Raw genomic sequence first — 18948 nt, 5'->3', positions numbered from 1 at the left:
GCCTGGCTAGGCGGTGCGGGCGTGGGCCAGCGCCGGCGGGGCGATGGGGAGCAGTGCCGTGCCGGCGCTGACGGTGTCCGCGTTCAGCTCCCAGACGCGGCGCAGCGCGCAGAATTTCCACCAGTGGTGCTTCAGGACCTCGGGGTTGGCCCGGACAGGCCGGACCTCGGTTTCGCCAATGGCCACTGCCAGCAGGATGGGGTCGTTGCCATGCTGCCACGGCTCCCAGGTGCCGGCTTGGGCGTCCACCAGGCTTTCCTCGGCCTTCATGCCGGCCACCAGCTGCATCACCACTTTGTCGTCGAGGGGTTTGACCTGCCCGTCCCGGGTGGTGCCTTTGGTTTTGTAGTCGATCAGGCAGACCCGGCCATTGATGCGGGCCACGAGGTCCAGCGTCCCGGCGTAGCCCACGGTGCTGTTCCACACCGTGATCTCCGGTGCGATGGGTTCCACCTTGAACAGTTCCCACCATTCATCGAACCGGACGGCGAAGGATTCCTCGCCGTTGGCTGCCAGCGCCTCCCGGGTTTCCTTCATGGTGTGCGGCCGGCCCAGTGCCCGCAGGGCCACCTGCTCGCAGTAGTTGTGCACCCTGTCCCCGCGGCGGGCGGCGTCATCACGGTACGTTTCGGCTGCCTTGGCTGCGCGGTTCACTGCCTGCCGGATCTTCGCCGGACTGCCCAGGCTGTCTGCCAGCAGCGGGTCCTTGGCCAGGCTGCTGGCCCCCATGTAGCCGAACCAGCCGTCGAGGCCGTGCGGCTGCTGCCCGATGACGTTGGTGATGGACGGCACGGCAAACTGCTCCGACGTGGACCGCGCATACATCCGGCCGTATTCGGTGGCGTGGGCGAGGAGTGGATCTGTCATACAGGAAACTCTTTCACAGGGGGCCGACAATATCTCCGGGGTCTGGCACCGGGCACAAAAAAGGTCCGCTTCCACTCTCAACGAGCGGAAACGGACCTTCTGCGGTGGGCGATACTGGGTTCGAACCAGTGACCTCTTCGGTGTGAACGAAGCGCGCTACCACTGCGCCAATCGCCCTGATGCACTTGAATGCTAGCCGACGCCGGGGCCATTTGAAAAATCGGCCGACGGCGGCCGGTTCCGGACTCCCCTCACGGCACCCAGGAGCGGTGGCGCGTGAGGCGAAAGCAGCCCTTACCGGCCGCCGGTACCCTCTTTACGCTGGGAACGGCGTCGGGAATTACACGGCTGTAACTTCCAAGTTCCGCGCCATTGCTGGGAAGGGAGGCCGCCGGCGCCGGACGACGACCCGCGATTTGGAGAATCCCGGAACCTCCTATATTGTTTTTACTCGTTGGAACGCGAGGAAATGCCGGGAACGGCAGCGAATCTTACCTCCAAAATGCGGACGTAGCTCAGCTGGTAGAGCACCACCTTGCCAAGGTGGATGTCGCGAGTTCGAATCTCGTCGTCCGCTCGCAGGACACTGTCACGGCAAGCATTCCCCGGAATGGGCGCTTACACGGTGGGTTGGCCGAGAGGCGAGGCAGCGGCCTGCAAAGCCGTTCACACGGGTTCGAATCCCGTACCCACCTCGGTTAAAACCATGGCTTTCCAGGTCATACTGGAAGCAATGGGCGATTGGCGCAGCGGTAGCGCGCTTCCCTGACACGGAAGAGGTCACTGGTTCGATCCCAGTATCGCCCACTCGGCAAGGTAACTTGCCTGCTTGCAGTTGGAACGGTTCCGGCCGGAAAACTGCAGACGCGGACGTAGCTCAGCTGGTAGAGCACCACCTTGCCAAGGTGGATGTCGCGAGTTCGAATCTCGTCGTCCGCTCTGAAATCCCATTGACCGGTTTTCCCGGTTCCGGGCGATTGGCGCAGCGGTAGCGCGCTTCCCTGACACGGAAGAGGTCACTGGTTCGATCCCAGTATCGCCCACACTTGCAGCAGCTCTTCCGGAGCTGCTTTTTTTGTGCCCTTTCGACACCCGCCAGCCACTGGCATCCGCTGCGGGCGAACAGCTAAACCCACTGTTTTCCTTGGCACCTGCTGGTTCCGGGGCTAGGATCGAAGGCGGAGGAGCGACCTGGCTCCGCGATTGAAGGGAGGTGCTCGTGGGACTGATTGACGATCTAAAGGGCAAGGCTCAGGGTCTTATCCACGGAAACGAGCAGGCCATCAAGAACGGCATCACCAAGGCCGGCGATTTTGTTGATACCAAGACGGGCGGAAAGTACGCCGGTCATGTGGACAAAATCCAGGATGGCGCTTCCAAACTCGTGGACAAAAACGGTACCCCCGGTCAGGCACCTGCCAATGAGCAGGTTCCGCCGGCCCCTGTGAACCCGGTTCCGCCGGTTGACAGGGCTCCGTAAAGGATTCGGCCAGGGTTTTGCCCTAGCACGTCAAGGGGGCGCGGGTCCCGCCGGGAGGCGGCGCCCGCGCCTTTGGCGTTTAATCAGGCAGCTACCGCCCAGCGGGACCGATTCACCGTTCTGCGGGACCGATTCACCGTCCGTCCGGCCGCGCCGGTAACCTGCCCTCATGGCGAAATTTCCCGCACCACCACGGCAGCAACCGGCACGCAGGCTGTCCGGGCTGGATTCCCGTCCCATCGTGGCCGGAATCGTTACCGCCCTGGTGGGCTTCACCTCGTCGTTCGCCGTGGTCCTGGCCGGCCTCAGGGCCGTGGGCGCCGATGCCAGCCAGGCCGCATCCGGCCTGCTGGCCGTAACGCTGGCCGTAGGCCTGGGCGTCCTGGTGCTTTCCTTCCGGGCCAAGGTGCCGGTGACCCTTGCCTGGTCCACTCCCGGGGCTGCCCTGCTGGCAACATCCGGAGCGGTCGACTGCGGCTGGCCGGCCGCCGTCGGCGCCTTCCTGGCGACGGGGGTACTGATCGCCATGACGGGCCTGGTGCCCGCCCTCGGCCCGCTGATGGCCAGGATTCCCACGTCGCTGGCGCAGGCCATGCTGGCCGGCGTGCTCCTGCAGCTGTGCCTGGCACCATTCAAGGCACTGGGCAGCGTTCCCCTGTTTGTGGCCCCGGTGATCATCTGCTGGCTGGCCATGATGAAGTTTGCGCCGCGCTGGTCTGTTCCGGCGGCCCTGGTGGTGGCGCTCGGGGTCATCGGGATCTCGCTGGCCGCCACGGGTACAGGCCTGGGCGACGGCGCCCTCCTGCCTGCCCTGGTGTGGACGGCGCCCGCTTTCAGCCTCCAGGCCATGGCCGGGATCGCCCTGCCGCTGTTTGTGGTGACCATGGCATCCCAGAACATCCCGGGCGTGGCGGTGCTCCGGTCCTTTGGCTACGAAACCCCGTGGCGGCCCTCGATGCTGGTCACCGGTGCAGGGACGGCGCTCGGGGCGCCCTTCGGCGGCCACGCGATCAACCTCGCAGCCTTGAGCGCCGCCCTCGCAGCGGGGGAAGAAGCGGGCACTGACCGGAGCCGGCGCTGGCTGGCCGGCTTCACCTCCGGGCTGGCCTACCTGGTGCTGGCAGCCTCCTCGGCCGCCCTGGTCACCCTGGTCAGCGCGGCACCAGCAGGAATGCTCGAAGCCGTTGCGGGGCTTGCGCTGCTGGGCACCCTGGCAGGCTCCATCTCATCGGCCCTGGCGGACCCGGAAGACCGGATCGCTCCGGCTGTTACGTTCCTGATGGCAGCGTCCGGGCTGGCCTTTGCCGGCATCGGCTCTGCCTTCTGGGCCCTGGTGGCAGGGCTGGTGGTGCGCGCAGCACTCCGACCGGACAGGCAGGCAACGGACTGAAACCGGCGGCCGCCTGCAGCAGACGGGTCAGGACGGTTCGTGGTTCTGGCCTTCCCGGGCCAGTGCCGTGAGCCGGGAAACCGCACGGAAGTACTTCTTCATGTACCCGCCGGTCATCATTTCCTCGGTGAACAGCTTGTCGAACGGCACGCCGCTGGCGAGGATGGGCACGTCCTTGTCGTAGAGCCTGTCGGCGAGGACCACAAACCGCAGGGCCACGGACTGTTCGGTGATGGTTTCCACGTTGCGCCACACGATCCCGTCGATGCCGCTGATCAGCTGGCGGTACCGGCTGGGGTGCACCCCCGCCAGGTGCGCCAGCAGGGTGCTGAACTCATCGTCCGCCACCGTTTTACCATCAAATTCGGCCTTCACGTGTGCCGAGAGGTCGCTGTTTTTCAGCGGGGCGGGGGCGGCGGGCAGGCCGCGGTGCCGGAAATCCTCGCCGTCGATCCGCAGCACGTCGAACTGGTCCGCCAGGACCTGGATCTCGCGCTGGAAATCCACGGCGGCGAACCGGCCGTCGCCCAGGGAACCCGGCAGGGTGTTGGACGTCGCAGCGAGCTTCACGCCGGCGTCGGCCAGTTCCCGCATCAGGCGGGACATCAGGACGGTGTCGCCCGGGTCGTCAAGTTCGAACTCGTCAATGCAGACCAGTTTGTAGCTGCTCAGGGCCTCCACGGTCTTGCGGAAGGACAGCGCCCCCACCAGGTTGGTGTACTCCACAAAGGTGCCGAACGCCTTGGGGCCCGGGGCCAGGTGCCAGAGTGAGGCGAGGAGGTGGGTTTTGCCCACACCGAATCCGCCGTCAAGGTAGATGCCCGCACGGGATTCGTCCTTTTTGCCGAACAGCTTCTTGAACAGGCCACCCCCGCCGCCGGTACCGACGCCTTCGGCGAAGCCCTGCAGGGCGTGGACAGCAGCGGCCTGGCTGGGCTGGTTGGGATCCGGCCGGTAGCTTTCAAAGGACACCTGGCCGAACCGCGGCGACGGGAAGAACCCTTTGAGGAGTTCATCCACCGACACCGCCGGTGTGCGGGCGGCGAGCTGTTCGATCTGTACCAAGGTGGTCCGTTCTGCTGGTGGGTGGTCCCGGGAAATGATACCGGCAATGCCCGGCGCGGACGGGCGCTGCCGCCGGGGGACCACGGCGGCGTGACCAAGGCAACATTTCGCCCTGTTAACGGAATACGGACATCGTTCCGGGCGCTGGCTAGGGTGGGAGCAGGTCCCAATGCCGGTCCCGCGGTGCTCCCGTGTTCTCAATGAAAGGCCAAAACATGCCCTACGCGGTTGAACAGAACGACAAGTTCGCAGCCTACGCCCACCCCGAACGCCTGGTTTCCACCGAATGGCTCGCCGCCGCCCTGGCCGACGGCGCCGTGGAGAACGGCGGCCTGGTGGTGGTGGAATCCGACGAGGACGTCCTGCTGTACGAGACCGGCCACATCCCCGGCGCCGTAAAGATCGACTGGCACACCGACCTCAACGACGACGTCACCCGTGACTACGTTGACGGCGCCGCGTTCGCGGCCCTGGCCGCAGCCAAGGGCATCTCGCGCGACAGCACCGTGGTCATCTATGGCGACAAGTCCAACTGGTGGGCAGCCTACGCCCTCTGGGTATTCACCCTCTTTGGGCACCAGGACGTCCGGCTGCTCGACGGCGGCCGGGACAAGTGGGTGGCGGAGGAGCGGGAACTGACCCGAAACAGGCCGTCCCCGGCAGCCGGCACGTACCCCGAGGTTGAGCGCAACGACGCCCCCATCCGTGCGTTCAAGGACGATGTCCTGGCACACCTGGGCAAGCCCCTGATCGATGTCCGCTCCCCCGAGGAGTACACCGGGCAGCGGACCCACATGCCCGCTTACCCGGAAGAGGGCGCCCTGCGCGGCGGCCACATTCCCACCGCAGCGTCCATCCCGTGGGCCAGGGCCGCCGCACCTGACGGCACGTTCCGGGACCGCGCCGAGCTTGAGGCCCTGTACCTCGGCGAGGCCGGGCTCACCGAAGGCGACGATGTTGTGGCGTACTGCCGGATCGGCGAGCGTTCCAGCCACACCTGGTTCGCCCTCAAGTACCTCCTGGGCTTCGAGTCGGTCCGCAACTACGACGGTTCCTGGACTGAATGGGGCAACGCCGTGCGCGTCCCCATCGTCAAGGGTGCCGAGCGCGGCTCCGTGGCCGTCACAACGGGAGTCTGACCCGCCGTCGACGTAGACTTGGGCTGATGACTACTCAAGCCCTGCCTTCCGCCCTGGCGGCAATCGTTGACGACTTCCAGGCCCTCACCGAGCCTGAACGGCTGCAGCTGCTGCTGGAATTCTCGGAGGGACTCCCCCAGCTTCCGGACCGGCTCAAGGACCACCCCGAGCTGCTGGAGCAGGTAGTGGAGTGCCAGTCGCCGCTGTTCCTGACCATTGAAACGGAAAAGAACGCCGGTCCGGCCAGCCCCGTCCACTTGTACTTCAAGGCACCGGTCGAAGCCCCCACCACGCGGGGCTTCGCCGGGGTCCTGCACGAGGGCCTGGACGGGCTCTCCGCGGAGCAGATCCTGGCGGTGCCGGATGACATGCCGGAGCTGCTGGGCCTCACGCGGGCCATCACGCCGCTGCGGATGCGCGGCATGACGGCCATGCTGGGCCGGATCAAGCGCAAGGTCTCCGCAGCGTCGGGCATCGGCCGCTGACGCAGCCTGATGGCACGGAAGAACACCTCACAGGGAACTCCTGCAACAGCGGCACTTGCCGCGGCAGGGGTTCCCTTTGTGCTGCACCCGTATACGCATGATCCGGCAGCGCCCAGTTACGGGACCGAGGCCGCACAGGCCCTGGGCATGGACCCGGCCCGGGTTTTCAAAACACTCATGGTGGATGTTGAAGGCAGGCTGGCCGTGGGCATCGTCCCCGTCAGCGGGACCCTGGACCTGAAGGCCATCGCAGCTGCCCTGGGAGCCAAAAAAGCCGCCATGGCTGACCCGGCTGCGGCCCAGCGCCGCACGGGCTACGTGCTGGGCGGCATCTCGCCCCTGGGCCAGCGGCTGCCCTCCCCCACCGTCCTGGACAGCAGCGCCCTGGCCTTGGCCACGGTGCTGGTCTCCGGCGGCAGGCGGGGCCTGGACATCGAACTGGCGCCGGCTGACCTGATCCGGCTTACGTCTGCCGTCACGGCGGCCATCGGCTCGCGTGCCTGAGCACCAGGCGGCACCTCCACCGGAGGGCGGGCCGGACGGCGGGCCCTCCGGTGGACGTGAGCGCAGGCCGGGCGGCAGGACGCCGGTGGTCCTGGGTCCGTTCGCTTTTATCAAAGGCTGGCTGATTGCCGTGGTGCTGTGGGTGGCGGGCCTGTGCATTGTCCAGGTGACGCAGGAAATTATCTCGTCCCGGCAGGCTGATGGCGGCGCGAACTTTGTGCCTGGCATGATCATGATGCTGGTGGTCTACGGTTTCGGGACCGCGTTGTTGGTGGCCACGCCGCTGGCGGCCCTGCTGGCGTTCCTGCTGCGGCCCGTGCAGAACCAGTGGCTGCATGTGGCAGCTTTTTTCGCCGTGCCAACCCTCACCTATTGGGTCCTGGGCGGCCTGCTGGGGCTGGGCTGGACGCCGGCTGCGCTGGGTTTCTGGGCCACGGTGGGTGCGTCCGCCGCGGTGGGACGCCTTGCCGTGTGGCGAAACGTGACGGCGTGGCAGGACGATGCCCTGCAACCCGGCGGAAGTTAGCCCACTGCCCGCAGGACGGGCCCGTCAGTTGGCCCCGGGGTTACGGCGGGGTGCCAGCTGCTGCCGCAGCCACGCCTTCACCAGCCGCTCCCAGCGTTCCGGATCCACGTTCCATTCCTTGGTGTGCCGGGCACGGCTGAACGGCTCGAACGTCACCATCTCCGGGTTCCGCTCGGCCAGCAGGGTGGATGGCGGGTAGGGGACGTACTCGTCGTCCACACTGTGCAGGATCAGGGTGGGCGTCCGCAGTTCCACGGCCCGGGACACCCAGTCCATGGCTTTGAGGTCCACGGGGGCTGACAGGCCGGTGAGCCGGCGGCCCAGTGGGTGGCCGAGCATCAGCTGCCCGTAGCGTCCCACCAGGGAAGGAATGCGGTTCAGCTGGGCGTGGTGGGCCAGGACGTTGACCCAGTCGATCACCGGTGCATCCAGCACCATGGCGCGGATGAGGTGGCGGTAGCGGGAGAGGTCCGCGGTCTGCAGGCAGATGGCGCCGCCCATCGACCAGCCGAAGAGCACTATTTCTTGTGCACCCTTCGCCAGCGCGTACCCGATGGCTGCCTCGATGTCCTGCCATTCGGTGGAGCCAAGCCCGTACCGGCCGTCGTCCGCCGACGGTGCCAGCCCGTCGTTGCGGTAGGACACCAGCAGGCTGGTCAGCCCCAGTTCCAGCGCCGGGCCCACGGCCCGCAGCGCCTCCTGCCTGCTGGCGCCCCTGCCGTGCACCATGATGGCCCACGTCCGGGGGTTGCCCCCGGCCCGGACCAGCCACGCTGGGGCCTGGCCCCGGTCAACGTCAATCAGGACGTCCTCCGCGGGATACCCCGCGGTGGCCGGGTCAGGGTGGAGCGCACCGCTCCACCAGCCCCAGCGGGCCTTTTCCAGGTCGCCGCTGTACACCGCTTCAACCTCCCGCAGCACCGTCCGTTCGGCCGGCGAGTAGGAAATGATCCGGCCGATGCGCGCGTGCCCTTTGCCGCCGTCGAAATAAAACCCGTACGTACCCTCCACGGTGGTGTCGTCGCTGGCGGCGAAGATCACCTGCCGGGCCTGCCCGTCCCGGATGACGGCCAGCACTTCCTGGTCCGCCGTACGCTGCCGGGCGGGGGTGATGACCCGACGGGCAAAGTACACGGCGAGCGCCGAGGAACCGGTGGCCAGCAACCCTGCCAGGGCTCCGCCGCCGATCGTGCCGCCAATGGCCCATTTGGTCCGCAGCGACATCCTGGCGGGCTCCGGGGAGGCGGCGGTGCGGGAACGGCGGGTGCGCTGCGAAGAAGCCATGCTCCTATTCTTACCGCCCCCTGCGGTGTTGCCCGCATTTTGCCGGCGGTGCGTGCCGCGGCCCGGGCGTGCGGCCCCAGGTGCGCAGGACTAGGCTAAGGCCATGAGTGATCCCATCGTCATCCTGACCGAAGAACCCCTGGGGGCGGACGACCGCCTGAACATCGAGCGCCTGGTGGACGGAGCTGATTCGACGCTGCTGCTGCTTGTTCCTGCCAACACGGAACGGCATCTGCTGGTGGACTTCCTGGAGAACCTCTCCATGCTGGACATTGCCAAAGCCTTCAGGGACCTCACCGCCTCGACCCCGGACCCCGGTACGGAACGCGCCCAGGCCGCCGAAACCCTTGCCGTCTCCCTTGAGGCGTTGTCGGGCCTCGGCTCCGGCGTCACCGGCGAGGTGGTGGAAGTCCGCCCGGTTGACGCCCTGGTGGCAAAGGTCCGCGATTCCGGTGCCACCCAGGCCGTGGTGATCACCCGCCCGCACGCCGTGGCGGACACCTTCCACACCGATTGGGCCAACAAGGCACAGGACCAGCTGGGTGTTCCCGTCCTGCACCTGTACGCGGGTTCGGGATTTATCGGCGACTCCTGAGCGTTGCAACGACTATGAGCATCTTCGGCAACAGCATTTTCAAAAAACAGGCAACCACCGCGGTCCCCGCCCCGGCAGGAACCGGTGACGACGCAACCCCCGCAGGTCCCAGCGTTGAAAAGAGCGATGCCCAGTGGCGGCAGGAACTGACTCCCGAGGAGTACCAGGTCCTGCGCAAGGCCGGCACCGAGCGCCCCTACACGGGTGAGTACTGGGACACCCACACCTCGGGCGTCTACCAGTGCAGGGCCTGCGGCACCGAGCTTTTCACCAGCAACGAGAAGTTCGACTCACACTGTGGCTGGCCTTCCTTCTGGGCCCCGTTGGCGGACGGCACCGTCCGCTACATCCACGACCGGACCCTGGGTATGGAGCGCATCGAGGTGCGCTGCGCCACGTGCGACTCGCACCTGGGCCACGTGTTTGAGGGTGAGGGCTACAACAACCCCACTGACCAGCGGTTCTGCATCAACTCGGTATCGCTCAAGCTGGTGGAAAAGGAAACCGGCCTGCCGGCCAGTCCCGGGTCAACGGGCGCCTGATCCCTTAGCGCCGGGCCGGTCTCACCAGACCGGCCCGGCCATTGAGCAATAGTATTTCTTAGGCTAAGCCGTATTTTAGATTAGTTATCCTGGTTGCTTGCTACGCTTTTTGCAGACCTAAAGCAATCAGGAAGGCAGCCTCCGATGACTGAAACCATCACCACCGCCATCGCCGGGATTTCCGCCGACAACCCGGACTGGACCGCACTCAAGGCGGCGGCCGGCACCCTGCAGGCCCTGCAGGCACAGGACGGTTCAGTCCCGGATCCGGCGGACCATCCCGCGGCGGCAGCACACGTCGAGGACATCATTGCCGCGATCGGCGCCCTGGCCCCGGCCTTCCCGCACGATGCCCGGTATCTGGCCGCTGTGTGCACCGATTTCGACGCCTGGGCTGCGGCCGGCTTCGCCGTGCCTGACTTCCTGGCATCCCTGCTGGCCTTCCAGCCACAGGAGCAGCGCGTGAACGGCCTGCAGCACCTGGTCATCTTCCCGATGTACACCCAGAACGGCAGCAGCAGCCGCTTGGTCGAAGCAGTCCTCCTTGAAGTGATCTGGCCCGAATTCATCGCCGCGCTGGAAGCCGGGGACTACTCCAACAAGCTGTTTGTCCCCATCCGTTTTGTGGACTTCACCGCAGGCTACGACACCAACTCCGCGGTCCTGTTCCCCGAAACGGTTGCCGTCAGCACCACTCCCACGTTCACGTGGGGCGCCATTTTCGCCGACCGCGAGGCAGTGCGGTTCCGCCGGGTCCTTAAAGCCGCCGCAGGCATCACGGGCCTGGAACTTCCGGCGGGTGCCGCGGAACTGCTCGCGGACCAGGACCTCACGGAGGCCACCTTCGTGATGTGGGACCTGATCCACGACCGCACCCACATGCGCGGCGACCTGCCCTTCGACCCGTTCATGATCAAACAGCGGATGCCGTTTTTCCTGTACTCGCTGGAGGAACTCCGCTGCGACCTCACGGCGTTCCGCGAGTCGGTCCGCATCGACAAGGACGAAAATGCCGATCCGGAAGCCCGCCGGCACGCCAGGCTGGTGCAGTACGCCATCATCTTCGACAGGATCTTCCGGTTCGCCATCACCGGCAGCCGGGTCCGCAACTACGACGGCCTGGGCGGCCAGCTCCTCTTCGCCTGGCTGCACCAGCGGCACGTGCTGCATTGGACGGACACCCGCCTCAGCATCGACTGGGACAACGTGGCGGACGCCGTGATCGCCCTGGGGACCGCCATCGACGACCTGTACTGGCGCTCCATCGACCGGCCCAAAACCGCGCACTGGCTTGCCGCCTACCAGTTGGTGGCCGGCACCCTCACGCCCAACCCGGCATCGGCCTGGGCCAAGGGCCCGGACGCCCTGCCGCTGGACGGTCCGCCGCGGGGCCTGACCGACCAGGTCCTTGACGATGAATTCCCGCTGTCCATGTTCTACGAAGCATTGGAGAAGAAGATGCGTCCCGTCATCGAATCCACCGCGGGGCTCACGGGCGGGTCGCCGCTGTGAGCCTTGGGTCCACGCCGGCAACCGTCTTGGTCACCGGCGGCAGCGGCCCCTCCGGCGTAGCAGTCGCCCGGGCCCTGCACGCCGCCGGGCACCGGGTGTGCACCGTTGGTTCCGATCCGGACCGGATCGCCGACGCCGCCCGGCAGGCGGGTGCCGGCGTCACCGCCTTCACCTGCGACCTTTCAGTGCCCGACGACGTCCGGCAGCTCCGCGCGGACGTCACGGCGGCCGCCGGGCCGGTGGACGCCGTGATCCACCTGGTGGGCGGCTGGCGGGGTGCCAAAGGCATCGCGGACCAGACGGACGAGGACTGGGACTTCCTGGCGCGCGGCGCCATCACCACGCTCCGCAACGTCTCCCGGGTGTTTTACGACGACCTCGCTAAGTCTTCGGCCGGCAGGTTCGCCATGGTGTCCTCTACCGCGGTGACCCGCCCCACGGCGGCAACCGCCAGCTACGTGGCCGCGAAGGCGGCGGCCGAGGCCTGGACCATGGCCATGGCAGACGGGTTCCGGCGGGATGCCGGCCCGGGGGACGAACTGCACGCGGCCGCCGTCGTCCTGGTGGTCAAGGCCCTGGTGGACGACCAACTGCGCAGCAGCCATCCCGACCGGACCTTTCCCGGCGCCACCGACGTCGCGGACCTGGGTGCCGCCGTCGTTAATCTCTTCACCACTCCGGCGGACCAGCTTAATGGCACCCGGCTGGTCCTGGCCCCCTGACCCCCGGCAGCCGCGCAACCCGCAGCCGCGGACCCGCACCGCGGCGCCTGCGGCTGTCCCTAAACTGAAAGTGTGAGCAAACCTTTGACAACCACAGCCGAATCCGCCACCGCCGCGCGCCTCCACAACCCGGACATCCGCGGCTTCGCATCCGATAACTATTCCGGCGTCCACCCGGAAGTCCTGGCTGCGCTGGCGGCCGCCAACGAAGGCCACCAGGTCTCCTACGGCGAGGACGACTACACCGCCCGGCTGCAGGACCTGCTGGCCGAACACTTCGGCGCAGGCATCGAATCTTTCCCGGTCTTCAACGGAACCGGCGCCAACGTGCTGGCGCTGCAGTCGCTGCTGCCGCGCTGGGGCGCCGTCGTCTGCGCGTCCACCGCCCACATCAACATGGACGAGAACGGCGCGCCGGAACGCATCGGCGGGATCAAGCTCCTGCACGTCCCCACGCCTGACGGCAAGCTGACACCGGAACTGATCGACCGCGAGGCTTGGGGCTGGGGCGATGAACACCGGGCCCAGCCGCTGGCCGTCTCCATCACCCAGACCACCGAGCTGGGGACCTGCTACACCCCGGAGGAAGTGGCGGCCATCGCCGAACACGCCCACGCCAAGGGCATGAAGCTGCACATGGACGGCGCCCGGCTGGCCAACGCCGCAGCCCACCTCCAGGTTCCGCTGCGGGCCTTCACCAGGGACGCGGGCGTGGACATTCTCTCCTTCGGCGGCACCAAAAACGGCCTGTTGTTCGGCGAGGTGGTGGTGGCCCTGAACCCGGAGGCGGCCTCAGGCCTGGTGTACCTGCGGAAAATGAACATGCAGCTGGCTTCGAAAATGCGGTTTATGTCCGCCCAGTTCATCGCGCTGCTCGAGGACGGCCTGTGGCTGCGCAGCGCGTCGCACGCCAATGCCATGGCCACCAGGCTGCGCGCCGCAGTCGACAGCATCGACGGGGTGCTGCCCACGCAGAAAACCGAATCCAACGGTGTCTTCGCCGTCCTCCCGGAGGGCGTGGCTGACCGCCTGCGTGCCTCGTTCCGCTTTTACGACTGGAATGAGGCTGCACGGGAAGTGCGGTGGATGTGTTCATTCGACACCACCGAGGAGGACATCGATGCGTTTGCCGCCGCGATCCGCCATGAACTTCGGGACTACCGCCAGGGCAGCTAAGCGCTGCCAACGGCGAGCCTTCCGGCGCTCACCTGCACCGTTGCGTACTCTGCGAAGGTGAACGCACTTGACCAGGTTCCCCCGGACTTCCTCCGGGCGTTGGGAACCCTCAGGAAAGCCCAGTGCCGCAAGGAACTGCGCCTGGCCGAGATTCCGGCCCCGGCCCGCCTGGCGCCCTTTGCCGTGGCGCTGGGCGCGGAGGTCATGGCCCACGGCGCCGGCACAGCCGCCACCGCCCTGCACGGACCCGCCGCAATGGCCCTCGCGGCCGCGGCGGGTTCCGCCGGCGATGACGATACGGAACTTGCCACCGGCCGTTTCATCCTCCTGCACGACCCCGACGGCTCGGCCGTGTGGGACGGCGAATTCCGCATCGTGACCTACATCAGGGCAGAGCTGGAAGCCGAGATGGGCAACGACGAGATGCTGGGCACGGTTGCCTGGACCTGGCTGGTGGAAGCGCTGGAAAACCACAAGGCCGACTACCGGGCAGCCGGCGGCACCGCCACCCGCGTCCTGTCCGAAAGTTTCGGCACCCTCTCCGAACGGCCCGGCACCATCGACATCGAACTCCGCGCATCCTGGACGCCTGCCACCGCCGATGTGACAGCGCACCTTGAGGCCTGGTCCGACATGGTCTGCACGTTCGCCGGCCTGCCGCCGCTGCCGGACGGCGTCACCGCCCTGCCCCACCGGCGCCGGAACTAGGATGCCGAACCGTCCCCCGACAGTCCCCAACCGGGCCGCCCGGTAAACTGGAAGCATCATGACCCCAAACATTCCGGAAAACACCACGGCCGGCGACCCGGCTGCTGAGACCGCACCCCACATCACGGTGGAGGGCTTCGAAAGCCCCATCCCCGAAGTCATCGAGCTCGACACCCCCCGCGAGGGCGTCCCGCTGGTCATCGAAACGGCCGCCGGACTGGAACGGTGCGCCGCGGCCATCGCCGCCGGCACGGGGCCTGCAGGGGTCGACGCCGAACGGGCGTCAGGGTTCCGCTACGGCCAGCGTGCCTTCCTGGTCCAGATCCGGCGCGAAGGCGCCGGCACCTGGCTGATCGACCCCGAGCCGTTCGACAACCTGGGCATCATCAACGACGCCCTCTCCGGCGTCGAATGGATCCTGCACGCCGCCAGCCAGGACCTGCCCTGCCTGTCAGAGCTGGGCATGTGGCCGGACCGGCTCTTCGACACCGAACTCGCCGCCCGCATCGCCGGGCTCCCCCGCGTTGGCCTGGCCGCCGTGATTGAGCAGCTGCTGGGCTTCGGCCTCGCCAAGGAGCACTCCGCAGCGGACTGGTCCACCCGCCCCCTCCCCGAGCCCTGGCTGCGGTACGCGGCCCTGGACGTGGAGGTCCTCGCCGAGCTCCGCGAGGAACTGATCGAACTGCTGGCAGCCGACGGCAAACTGGACTACGCCGAGCAGGAGTTTGCCGCAATCCTGGCAGGGGGTGTGGCGCCGCCCCGGGTTGACCCCTGGCGGAAAACCTCCGGCCTGCACCAGATCCGGGACCGGCGCCAGCTGGCTGCCGTCCGCGAGCTGTGGCTGGAACGCGACTCGCTGGCCCAAAAGCGCGACGTCGCCCCGGGCCGGCTTATCCCCGATTCGTCCCTGGTGGCGGCAGCCAAGGCCATGCCCACCACCGTCCCGCAGCTCCTGGGCACCAAGGGCTTCCACGGCCGCGCTGCCCAGCGTGAAGCACCGCGGTGGCTGCGCTGCATCGCCACCGCCCGCGCCATGGAGGACCTGCCGCCGCTGCACCTGCCCACCAACGCCCCGCCGCCGCCGCGCGTCTGGGCCGACAGGGATCCCGAGGCCGCAGCCCGGCTGGCCACGGCCCGCCCGGCCCTGCAGGAGCTGGCGGAGAAGCTGAACCTGCCGCTGGAAAACCTTTTGACCCCGGACACCCTCCGCCGGGTGTCCTGGCGGCCGCCGGCCGAGATCACGGCGGAGGGCGTCGCAGCCGGTCTGCTGGCCCTGGGTGCCCGCCAGTGGCAGGTTGACCTGACGGCGCCGTTGATCACCGAGGCCTTTCTTCACCCGCAGCCGCTTCCCCCCAAGGAACCGCGGCAGGCCGTGGCTGCCGCGGGACAGTAGCCGCCTGCCTCAGGGCCCTTGCGGCCTAAGTTACTCACGAGTAACATCGAGTTTACCGACGCCTGGCACTGCCGCACTCCGGCACGCGGCCGGCGCACCGTCTCGATGAGGAGTAATACGTGAGCCACCACGGAAGCGGCGCAGCCCAGCGCACCGTCCGCGACGTCGTTTTTGTCGACGGCGTCCGCACCCCCTTTGGCCGGGCGGGAGAGAAGGGGATCTACGCCGGAACCCGCGCCGATGACCTGATCGTCAAATGCATCCGCGAACTGATGCGCCGGAACCCGTCACTGCCGGCAGAGCGGATCGACGAGGTGGCCATTGCCGCCACCACCCAGACCGGCGACCAGGGACTCACCCTGGGCCGCACCGCCGCACTCCTGGCGGGGCTCCCGCGTACCGTTCCCGGTTTCGCCATCGACAGGATGTGCGCCGGGGCAATGACCGCCGTCACGGCCACCGCCGGCGGCATCGGGTTCGGCGCCTACGACGTTGTCATCGCCGGCGGCGTGGAGCACATGGGCAACCATCCCATGGGTGCCGGGGCGGACCCCAACCCGCGTTTTATGTCCGAACGGCTGGTAGACCCGGCAGCCCTGAACATGGGCAACACCGCAGAAAACCTGCACGACCGTTTTCCCGCCATCACCAAGCAGCGGACCGATGCTTACGCCGTCGCTTCACAGGACAAACTGGCCGCCGCCTACGGTGCAGGCAACATCCAGCCGGACCTGGTTCCGGTGGCCACCAAGAAGCCGGGCCAGGGCTGGACGGTCAACAGCGTGGACGAGCCGCCCCGCCCCGGCACCACCCTGGCCGACCTTGGAACGCTTCGCACCCCGTTCCGCGCCCACGGCCGGGTCACGGCCGGCAACGCAGCGGGCCTGAACGACGGTGCCACGGCCGCACTGCTGGCGTCCTCGGAAGCCGCCGCCGAACTTGGCCTGCCCGTGAAGATGCGGATGGTCAGCTTCGCGTATGCCGGCGTCGAGCCTGAGGTTATGGGCATCGGGCCCGTCCCCGCCACCAAAAAGGCCCTCCGCAACGCCGGGCTGGACATCTCCGACATTGGTCTGTTCGAGATCAACGAGGCTTTCGCGGTCCAGGTCCTGAGCTTCCTGGACCACTTCGGCATTGCCGACGACGACCCCCGGGTCAACCGCTACGGCGGTGCCATTGCCGTAGGGCACCCGCTGGCATCCTCCGGGGTGCGGCTGATGACCCAGCTGGCGCACCAGTTCGAGGCCGACCCTTCCGTCCGGTACGGCCTCACCACCATGTGCGTGGGCCTGGGCATGGGGGCCACGGTGATCTGGGAAAACCCGCACCATCCCGACTACAGCGGCACCGCGTCCACCGCCGCCGCATCTGCTGCCGAAGGAGCATCCGCATGAGCGCCACCGATTACCGGGAACTGGCAGCCCTCTTCCCCAACGAGACCATTACCCACTCCTACGTCCAGGACATCGAGCTTCCGGCTGCCAACGGCAAGCCGGGCGGCGTCTTCGCCCTGGTCACGCTCGACAACGGGTTGGACCACACGAAGCCCACCACCCTGGGGCCCAACACGCTCATTGAGCTGGGCCAGGCCCTCGAAGCCCTCCGGGACCGTGCGGCCCGCGGTGAGATCGTCGGCGTCGGCGTGACCGGAAAACCCTATTACCTGGTGGCAGGGGCCGATCTGTCCGCCGTGAAGTCGCTGGAGCAGCGCGAGCATGGCATGTGGATGGCGCAGCTGGGGCACGATGTCTACTCCACCCTTGCCAACCTGGGGGTGCCCAGTTTTGCGTTCATCAACGGCGCTGCCCTGGGCGGCGGGCTGGAGGTGGCGCTGCAGTCCACTTACCGCACCGTTTCCACTGGCGCCGGCGCCCTGGCCTTGCCGGAGGCTTTTATCGGCCTGGTGCCCGGCTGGGGCGGCGTCTACATCCTGCCCCGCCTGATCGGCCCCGAAAACGCCGTTAAGGTCATGATCGAAAACCCGCTCAGCAACAACCGGACCCTGACCGGCCAGCAGGCCTTCGGGCTGGGGATCGCCGACGCCCTGTTCGAACCCGCAGACTTCATGGAGCAGTCCCTGGCATGGGCTGCCCGCGTGATCTCCGGTGACGTGGTGCCGGAGCGGCCCGACGCCGTCGACCCCGCCGATCCTGCCACCGCTGAACGCTGGGACGCCGCGGTGGCGGCGGGCCGGCAGCTGGTGGAAGCCAAAACGTCCAACGCCGCGCCCGCACCGGGCAAGGTCCTGGATGTGATGGCGGCCAACCGGACCATGACCCAGGCCGAGTCCGCGGCGCTGGAATGCGCAACGCTGGCCGACCTGATGCAGACCGACGAGTTCCGCTCCACCGTCTACGCCTTCCTGGACCTGGTCCAGAAGCGGTCCAAGCGTCCAGCAGGCGCCCCCGACCGCAAGCTCGCCCGGCCGGTCACGAAAGTGGGGGTGGTGGGCGCGGGCCTGATGGCCGGCCAGCTGGCCCTGCTGTTTGCCCGGCAGCTCAAGGTTCCCGTGGTGCTGACGGACATTGACCAGGCCCGGGTGGACAAGGGCGTGGGCTACGTCCATGCCGAAGTGGACAAGCTGCTGGCCAAGAAGCGCATCAGCCAGGACGCCGCCAACCGGACCAAGGCCCTCGTGACAGGGTCCGTGTCCAAGACCGCGTTTGCCGACGCCGACTTTGTCATCGAAGCGGTCTTTGAAGAACTGAACGTCAAGAAGCAGGTTTTTGCCGAACTCGAAGGCATCGTGTCGGCCGACTGCATCCTGGCCACCAACACGTCGTCGCTGTCCGTCACAGCCATGGCGGCGGACCTGCAGCATCCCGAGCGGCTGGTGGGGTTCCACTTCTTCAATCCGGTGGCGGTGATGCCGCTGCTCGAAATCGTCCGGGCCCCGCGGACCGACGACGCGGTCCTGGCCACGGCCTTCGAACTCGCCAAGGGCCTGCGGAAGACGGGTGTGCTGGTCAAGGATGCGGCGGCGTTTGTGGTCAACCGCATCCTCCTGCGCCTGATGGGAGAGGTCACCGCTGCGCTGGACGAAGGGACGCCGGCTGACACCGCCGACACCGCACTGCGGCCCATGGGCCTGCCCATGTCGCCCTTCACCTTGCTGGCCATGGTGGGCCTGCCGGTGGCGCAGCACGTCCAGGAATCCCTGAACACGGCCTTTGGCAGCCGCTTCCCGGTCTCTTCCAACCTGCAGAAACTAATCGACAGCGGCGTCAAGGGACTCTGGGAAGACGTGGACGGCACCCGACGGATCCCCGATTCGACGCTCGCCCTCATGTCCTTCGGGACCCAGCCGTCCACGGCCGAACAGGTGCTGCGCCGCACCCAGGACGCCCTGGCGGAGGAGATCGGCCTGATGCTCGCCGAAGGCGTGGTGGCCGGGCCGGAGGACATCGACCTCTGCATGATCCTTGGCGCGGGCTGGCCAATGTTCCTGGGCGGCATCACGCCTTACCTGGACCGGGTGGGGGCTTCCGAGCGGGTCAACGGCGAGCGGTTCCTGCCGGCCGGTGTGGCGTCCAGCGTCGCGGTGGGCGCGGACGCCTGAT

Annotated in this window: 18 protein-coding genes and 6 tRNA genes; 20 read left to right on the top strand and 4 right to left on the bottom strand. The window is 67.6% G+C overall.

The features are described 5' to 3' along the window. Positions 1-6: 6 nt before the first annotated feature. Complete coding sequence (locus tag QRN07_RS15595) at positions 7-867, bottom strand: cytochrome (protein ID WP_285241495.1); 861 nt, start codon at positions 865-867, stop codon at positions 7-9. 105 nt (positions 868-972) lie between these two features. Then, positions 973-1044: transfer RNA gene (locus QRN07_RS15590), tRNA-Val, on the bottom strand. Between the two features lie 327 nt (positions 1045-1371). On the opposite strand from QRN07_RS15590, the gene QRN07_RS15585 reads away from it, so the two are divergent. From QRN07_RS15585 to QRN07_RS15555, 7 genes are all read left to right on the top strand, one after another. Continuing rightward, a tRNA-Gly gene (locus QRN07_RS15585) sits at positions 1372-1444 on the top strand. A gap of 47 nt (positions 1445-1491) precedes the next feature. After that, positions 1492-1562: transfer RNA gene (locus QRN07_RS15580), tRNA-Cys, on the top strand. Between the two features lie 40 nt (positions 1563-1602). Continuing rightward, positions 1603-1674, top strand: a tRNA-Val gene (locus QRN07_RS15575). Between the two features lie 59 nt (positions 1675-1733). After that, positions 1734-1806 (top strand) — tRNA-Gly (locus QRN07_RS15570). 32 nt (positions 1807-1838) lie between these two features. Continuing rightward, a tRNA-Val gene (locus tag QRN07_RS15565) sits at positions 1839-1910 on the top strand. 176 nt (positions 1911-2086) lie between these two features. Then, the gene (locus tag QRN07_RS15560; RefSeq protein ID WP_050684119.1) at positions 2087-2347 is read left to right on the top strand and encodes an antitoxin; all 261 of its coding nucleotides are present in this window, start codon (positions 2087-2089) and stop codon (positions 2345-2347) included. Between the two features lie 169 nt (positions 2348-2516). Then, positions 2517-3737 (top strand): benzoate/H(+) symporter BenE family transporter, encoded by a 1221-nt coding sequence (locus QRN07_RS15555; RefSeq protein WP_285241494.1) that lies wholly within the window; start codon positions 2517-2519, stop codon positions 3735-3737. Positions 3738-3764: 27 nt separating this feature from the next. On the opposite strand, the gene zapE is transcribed toward QRN07_RS15555, so the two are convergent. Next, positions 3765-4802 (bottom strand): cell division protein ZapE, encoded by a 1038-nt coding sequence (zapE, locus tag QRN07_RS15550; protein ID WP_285241493.1) that lies wholly within the window; start codon positions 4800-4802, stop codon positions 3765-3767. Positions 4803-5017: 215 nt separating this feature from the next. Here zapE and QRN07_RS15545 point away from each other — a divergent pair, with 215 nt between their 5' ends. From QRN07_RS15545 to QRN07_RS15530, 4 genes are read left to right on the top strand one after another with little or no spacing between them, the layout of a single operon-like run. After that, positions 5018-5941 carry a sulfurtransferase gene (locus QRN07_RS15545; RefSeq protein WP_285241492.1) on the top strand — a complete coding sequence of 308 codons (924 nt, stop codon included), beginning with the start codon at positions 5018-5020 and terminating at the stop codon, positions 5939-5941. Between the two features lie 26 nt (positions 5942-5967). Continuing rightward, positions 5968-6426, top strand: coding sequence for a SufE family protein (locus QRN07_RS15540; protein WP_050684059.1), 459 nt, complete (start codon positions 5968-5970; stop codon positions 6424-6426). A gap of 9 nt (positions 6427-6435) precedes the next feature. Beyond that, complete coding sequence (ybaK, locus tag QRN07_RS15535; protein ID WP_285241491.1) at positions 6436-6930, top strand: Cys-tRNA(Pro) deacylase; 495 nt, start codon at positions 6436-6438, stop codon at positions 6928-6930. After that, positions 6923-7456, top strand: coding sequence for a hypothetical protein (locus QRN07_RS15530; protein ID WP_285241490.1), 534 nt, complete (start codon positions 6923-6925; stop codon positions 7454-7456). Before ybaK ends, QRN07_RS15530 begins: the two co-directional genes overlap by 8 nt. A 24-nt stretch (positions 7457-7480) precedes the next feature. Here the strand turns inward: QRN07_RS15530 and QRN07_RS15525 are convergent, their stop codons facing one another. Then, a complete protein-coding gene (locus QRN07_RS15525; RefSeq protein ID WP_285241489.1) occupies positions 7481-8740 on the bottom strand; it encodes an alpha/beta hydrolase family protein in 1260 nt (419 codons plus the stop codon). 103 nt (positions 8741-8843) lie between these two features. Between QRN07_RS15525 and QRN07_RS15520 the strand changes: the two genes are divergently transcribed. The 9 genes from QRN07_RS15520 (at position 8844) to QRN07_RS15480 (ending at position 18947) form a co-directional block, all read left to right on the top strand. After that, complete coding sequence (locus QRN07_RS15520) at positions 8844-9335, top strand: hypothetical protein (protein WP_285241488.1); 492 nt, start codon at positions 8844-8846, stop codon at positions 9333-9335. Positions 9336-9349: 14 nt separating this feature from the next. Then, complete coding sequence (msrB, locus tag QRN07_RS15515) at positions 9350-9877, top strand: peptide-methionine (R)-S-oxide reductase MsrB (protein ID WP_082178153.1); 528 nt, start codon at positions 9350-9352, stop codon at positions 9875-9877. Between the two features lie 144 nt (positions 9878-10021). Continuing rightward, positions 10022-11389 (top strand): DUF6421 family protein, encoded by a 1368-nt coding sequence (locus tag QRN07_RS15510; protein ID WP_285241487.1) that lies wholly within the window; start codon positions 10022-10024, stop codon positions 11387-11389. After that, positions 11386-12111, top strand: coding sequence for an SDR family oxidoreductase (locus tag QRN07_RS15505; RefSeq protein ID WP_285241486.1), 726 nt, complete (start codon positions 11386-11388; stop codon positions 12109-12111). Before QRN07_RS15510 ends, QRN07_RS15505 begins: the two co-directional genes overlap by 4 nt. Before the next feature lie 84 nt (positions 12112-12195). After that, on the top strand, positions 12196-13287 hold the full coding sequence (locus QRN07_RS15500) for a threonine aldolase family protein (RefSeq protein WP_056599751.1): 1092 nt from the start codon (positions 12196-12198) through the stop codon (positions 13285-13287). 57 nt (positions 13288-13344) lie between these two features. Then, positions 13345-13995, top strand: coding sequence for a DUF3000 domain-containing protein (locus tag QRN07_RS15495; protein WP_056599754.1), 651 nt, complete (start codon positions 13345-13347; stop codon positions 13993-13995). A gap of 58 nt (positions 13996-14053) precedes the next feature. Beyond that, on the top strand, positions 14054-15388 hold the full coding sequence (locus QRN07_RS15490) for an HRDC domain-containing protein (protein WP_285241485.1): 1335 nt from the start codon (positions 14054-14056) through the stop codon (positions 15386-15388). 119 nt (positions 15389-15507) lie between these two features. Next, entirely contained in the window at positions 15508-16782 is a 1275-nt protein-coding gene (locus QRN07_RS15485; protein ID WP_285241484.1) for a thiolase family protein, read from the top strand. Further along, complete coding sequence (locus QRN07_RS15480) at positions 16779-18947, top strand: 3-hydroxyacyl-CoA dehydrogenase NAD-binding domain-containing protein (protein ID WP_285241483.1); 2169 nt, start codon at positions 16779-16781, stop codon at positions 18945-18947. Before QRN07_RS15485 ends, QRN07_RS15480 begins: the two co-directional genes overlap by 4 nt. Position 18948 lies beyond the last annotated feature (1 nt).

This window comes from Pseudarthrobacter sp. MEB009, from assembly GCF_030208875.1.
GTDB lineage: Bacteria > Actinomycetota > Actinomycetes > Actinomycetales > Micrococcaceae > Arthrobacter.
The sequence above is the reverse complement of the archived record's forward strand: the minus strand, read 5'-3'. Positions and strand labels throughout refer to the sequence as shown.

Coding starts and splice junctions, on each gene's coding strand:
- QRN07_RS15555 (WP_285241494.1), top strand. CDS start 2,517: ATGGCGAAATTTCCCGCACCACCACGGCAGCAACCGGCACGCAGGCTG.
- QRN07_RS15525 (WP_285241489.1), bottom strand. CDS start 8,740: ATGGCTTCTTCGCAGCGCACCCGCCGTTCCCGCACCGCCGCCTCCCCG.
- QRN07_RS15595 (WP_285241495.1), bottom strand. CDS start 867: ATGACAGATCCACTCCTCGCCCACGCCACCGAATACGGCCGGATGTAT.
- QRN07_RS15520 (WP_285241488.1), top strand. CDS start 8,844: ATGAGTGATCCCATCGTCATCCTGACCGAAGAACCCCTGGGGGCGGAC.
- QRN07_RS15545 (WP_285241492.1), top strand. CDS start 5,018: ATGCCCTACGCGGTTGAACAGAACGACAAGTTCGCAGCCTACGCCCAC.
- ybaK (WP_285241491.1), top strand. CDS start 6,436: ATGGCACGGAAGAACACCTCACAGGGAACTCCTGCAACAGCGGCACTT.
- msrB (WP_082178153.1), top strand. CDS start 9,350: ATGAGCATCTTCGGCAACAGCATTTTCAAAAAACAGGCAACCACCGCG.
- QRN07_RS15480 (WP_285241483.1), top strand. CDS start 16,779: ATGAGCGCCACCGATTACCGGGAACTGGCAGCCCTCTTCCCCAACGAG.
- QRN07_RS15510 (WP_285241487.1), top strand. CDS start 10,022: ATGACTGAAACCATCACCACCGCCATCGCCGGGATTTCCGCCGACAAC.
- QRN07_RS15490 (WP_285241485.1), top strand. CDS start 14,054: ATGACCCCAAACATTCCGGAAAACACCACGGCCGGCGACCCGGCTGCT.
- QRN07_RS15540 (WP_050684059.1), top strand. CDS start 5,968: ATGACTACTCAAGCCCTGCCTTCCGCCCTGGCGGCAATCGTTGACGAC.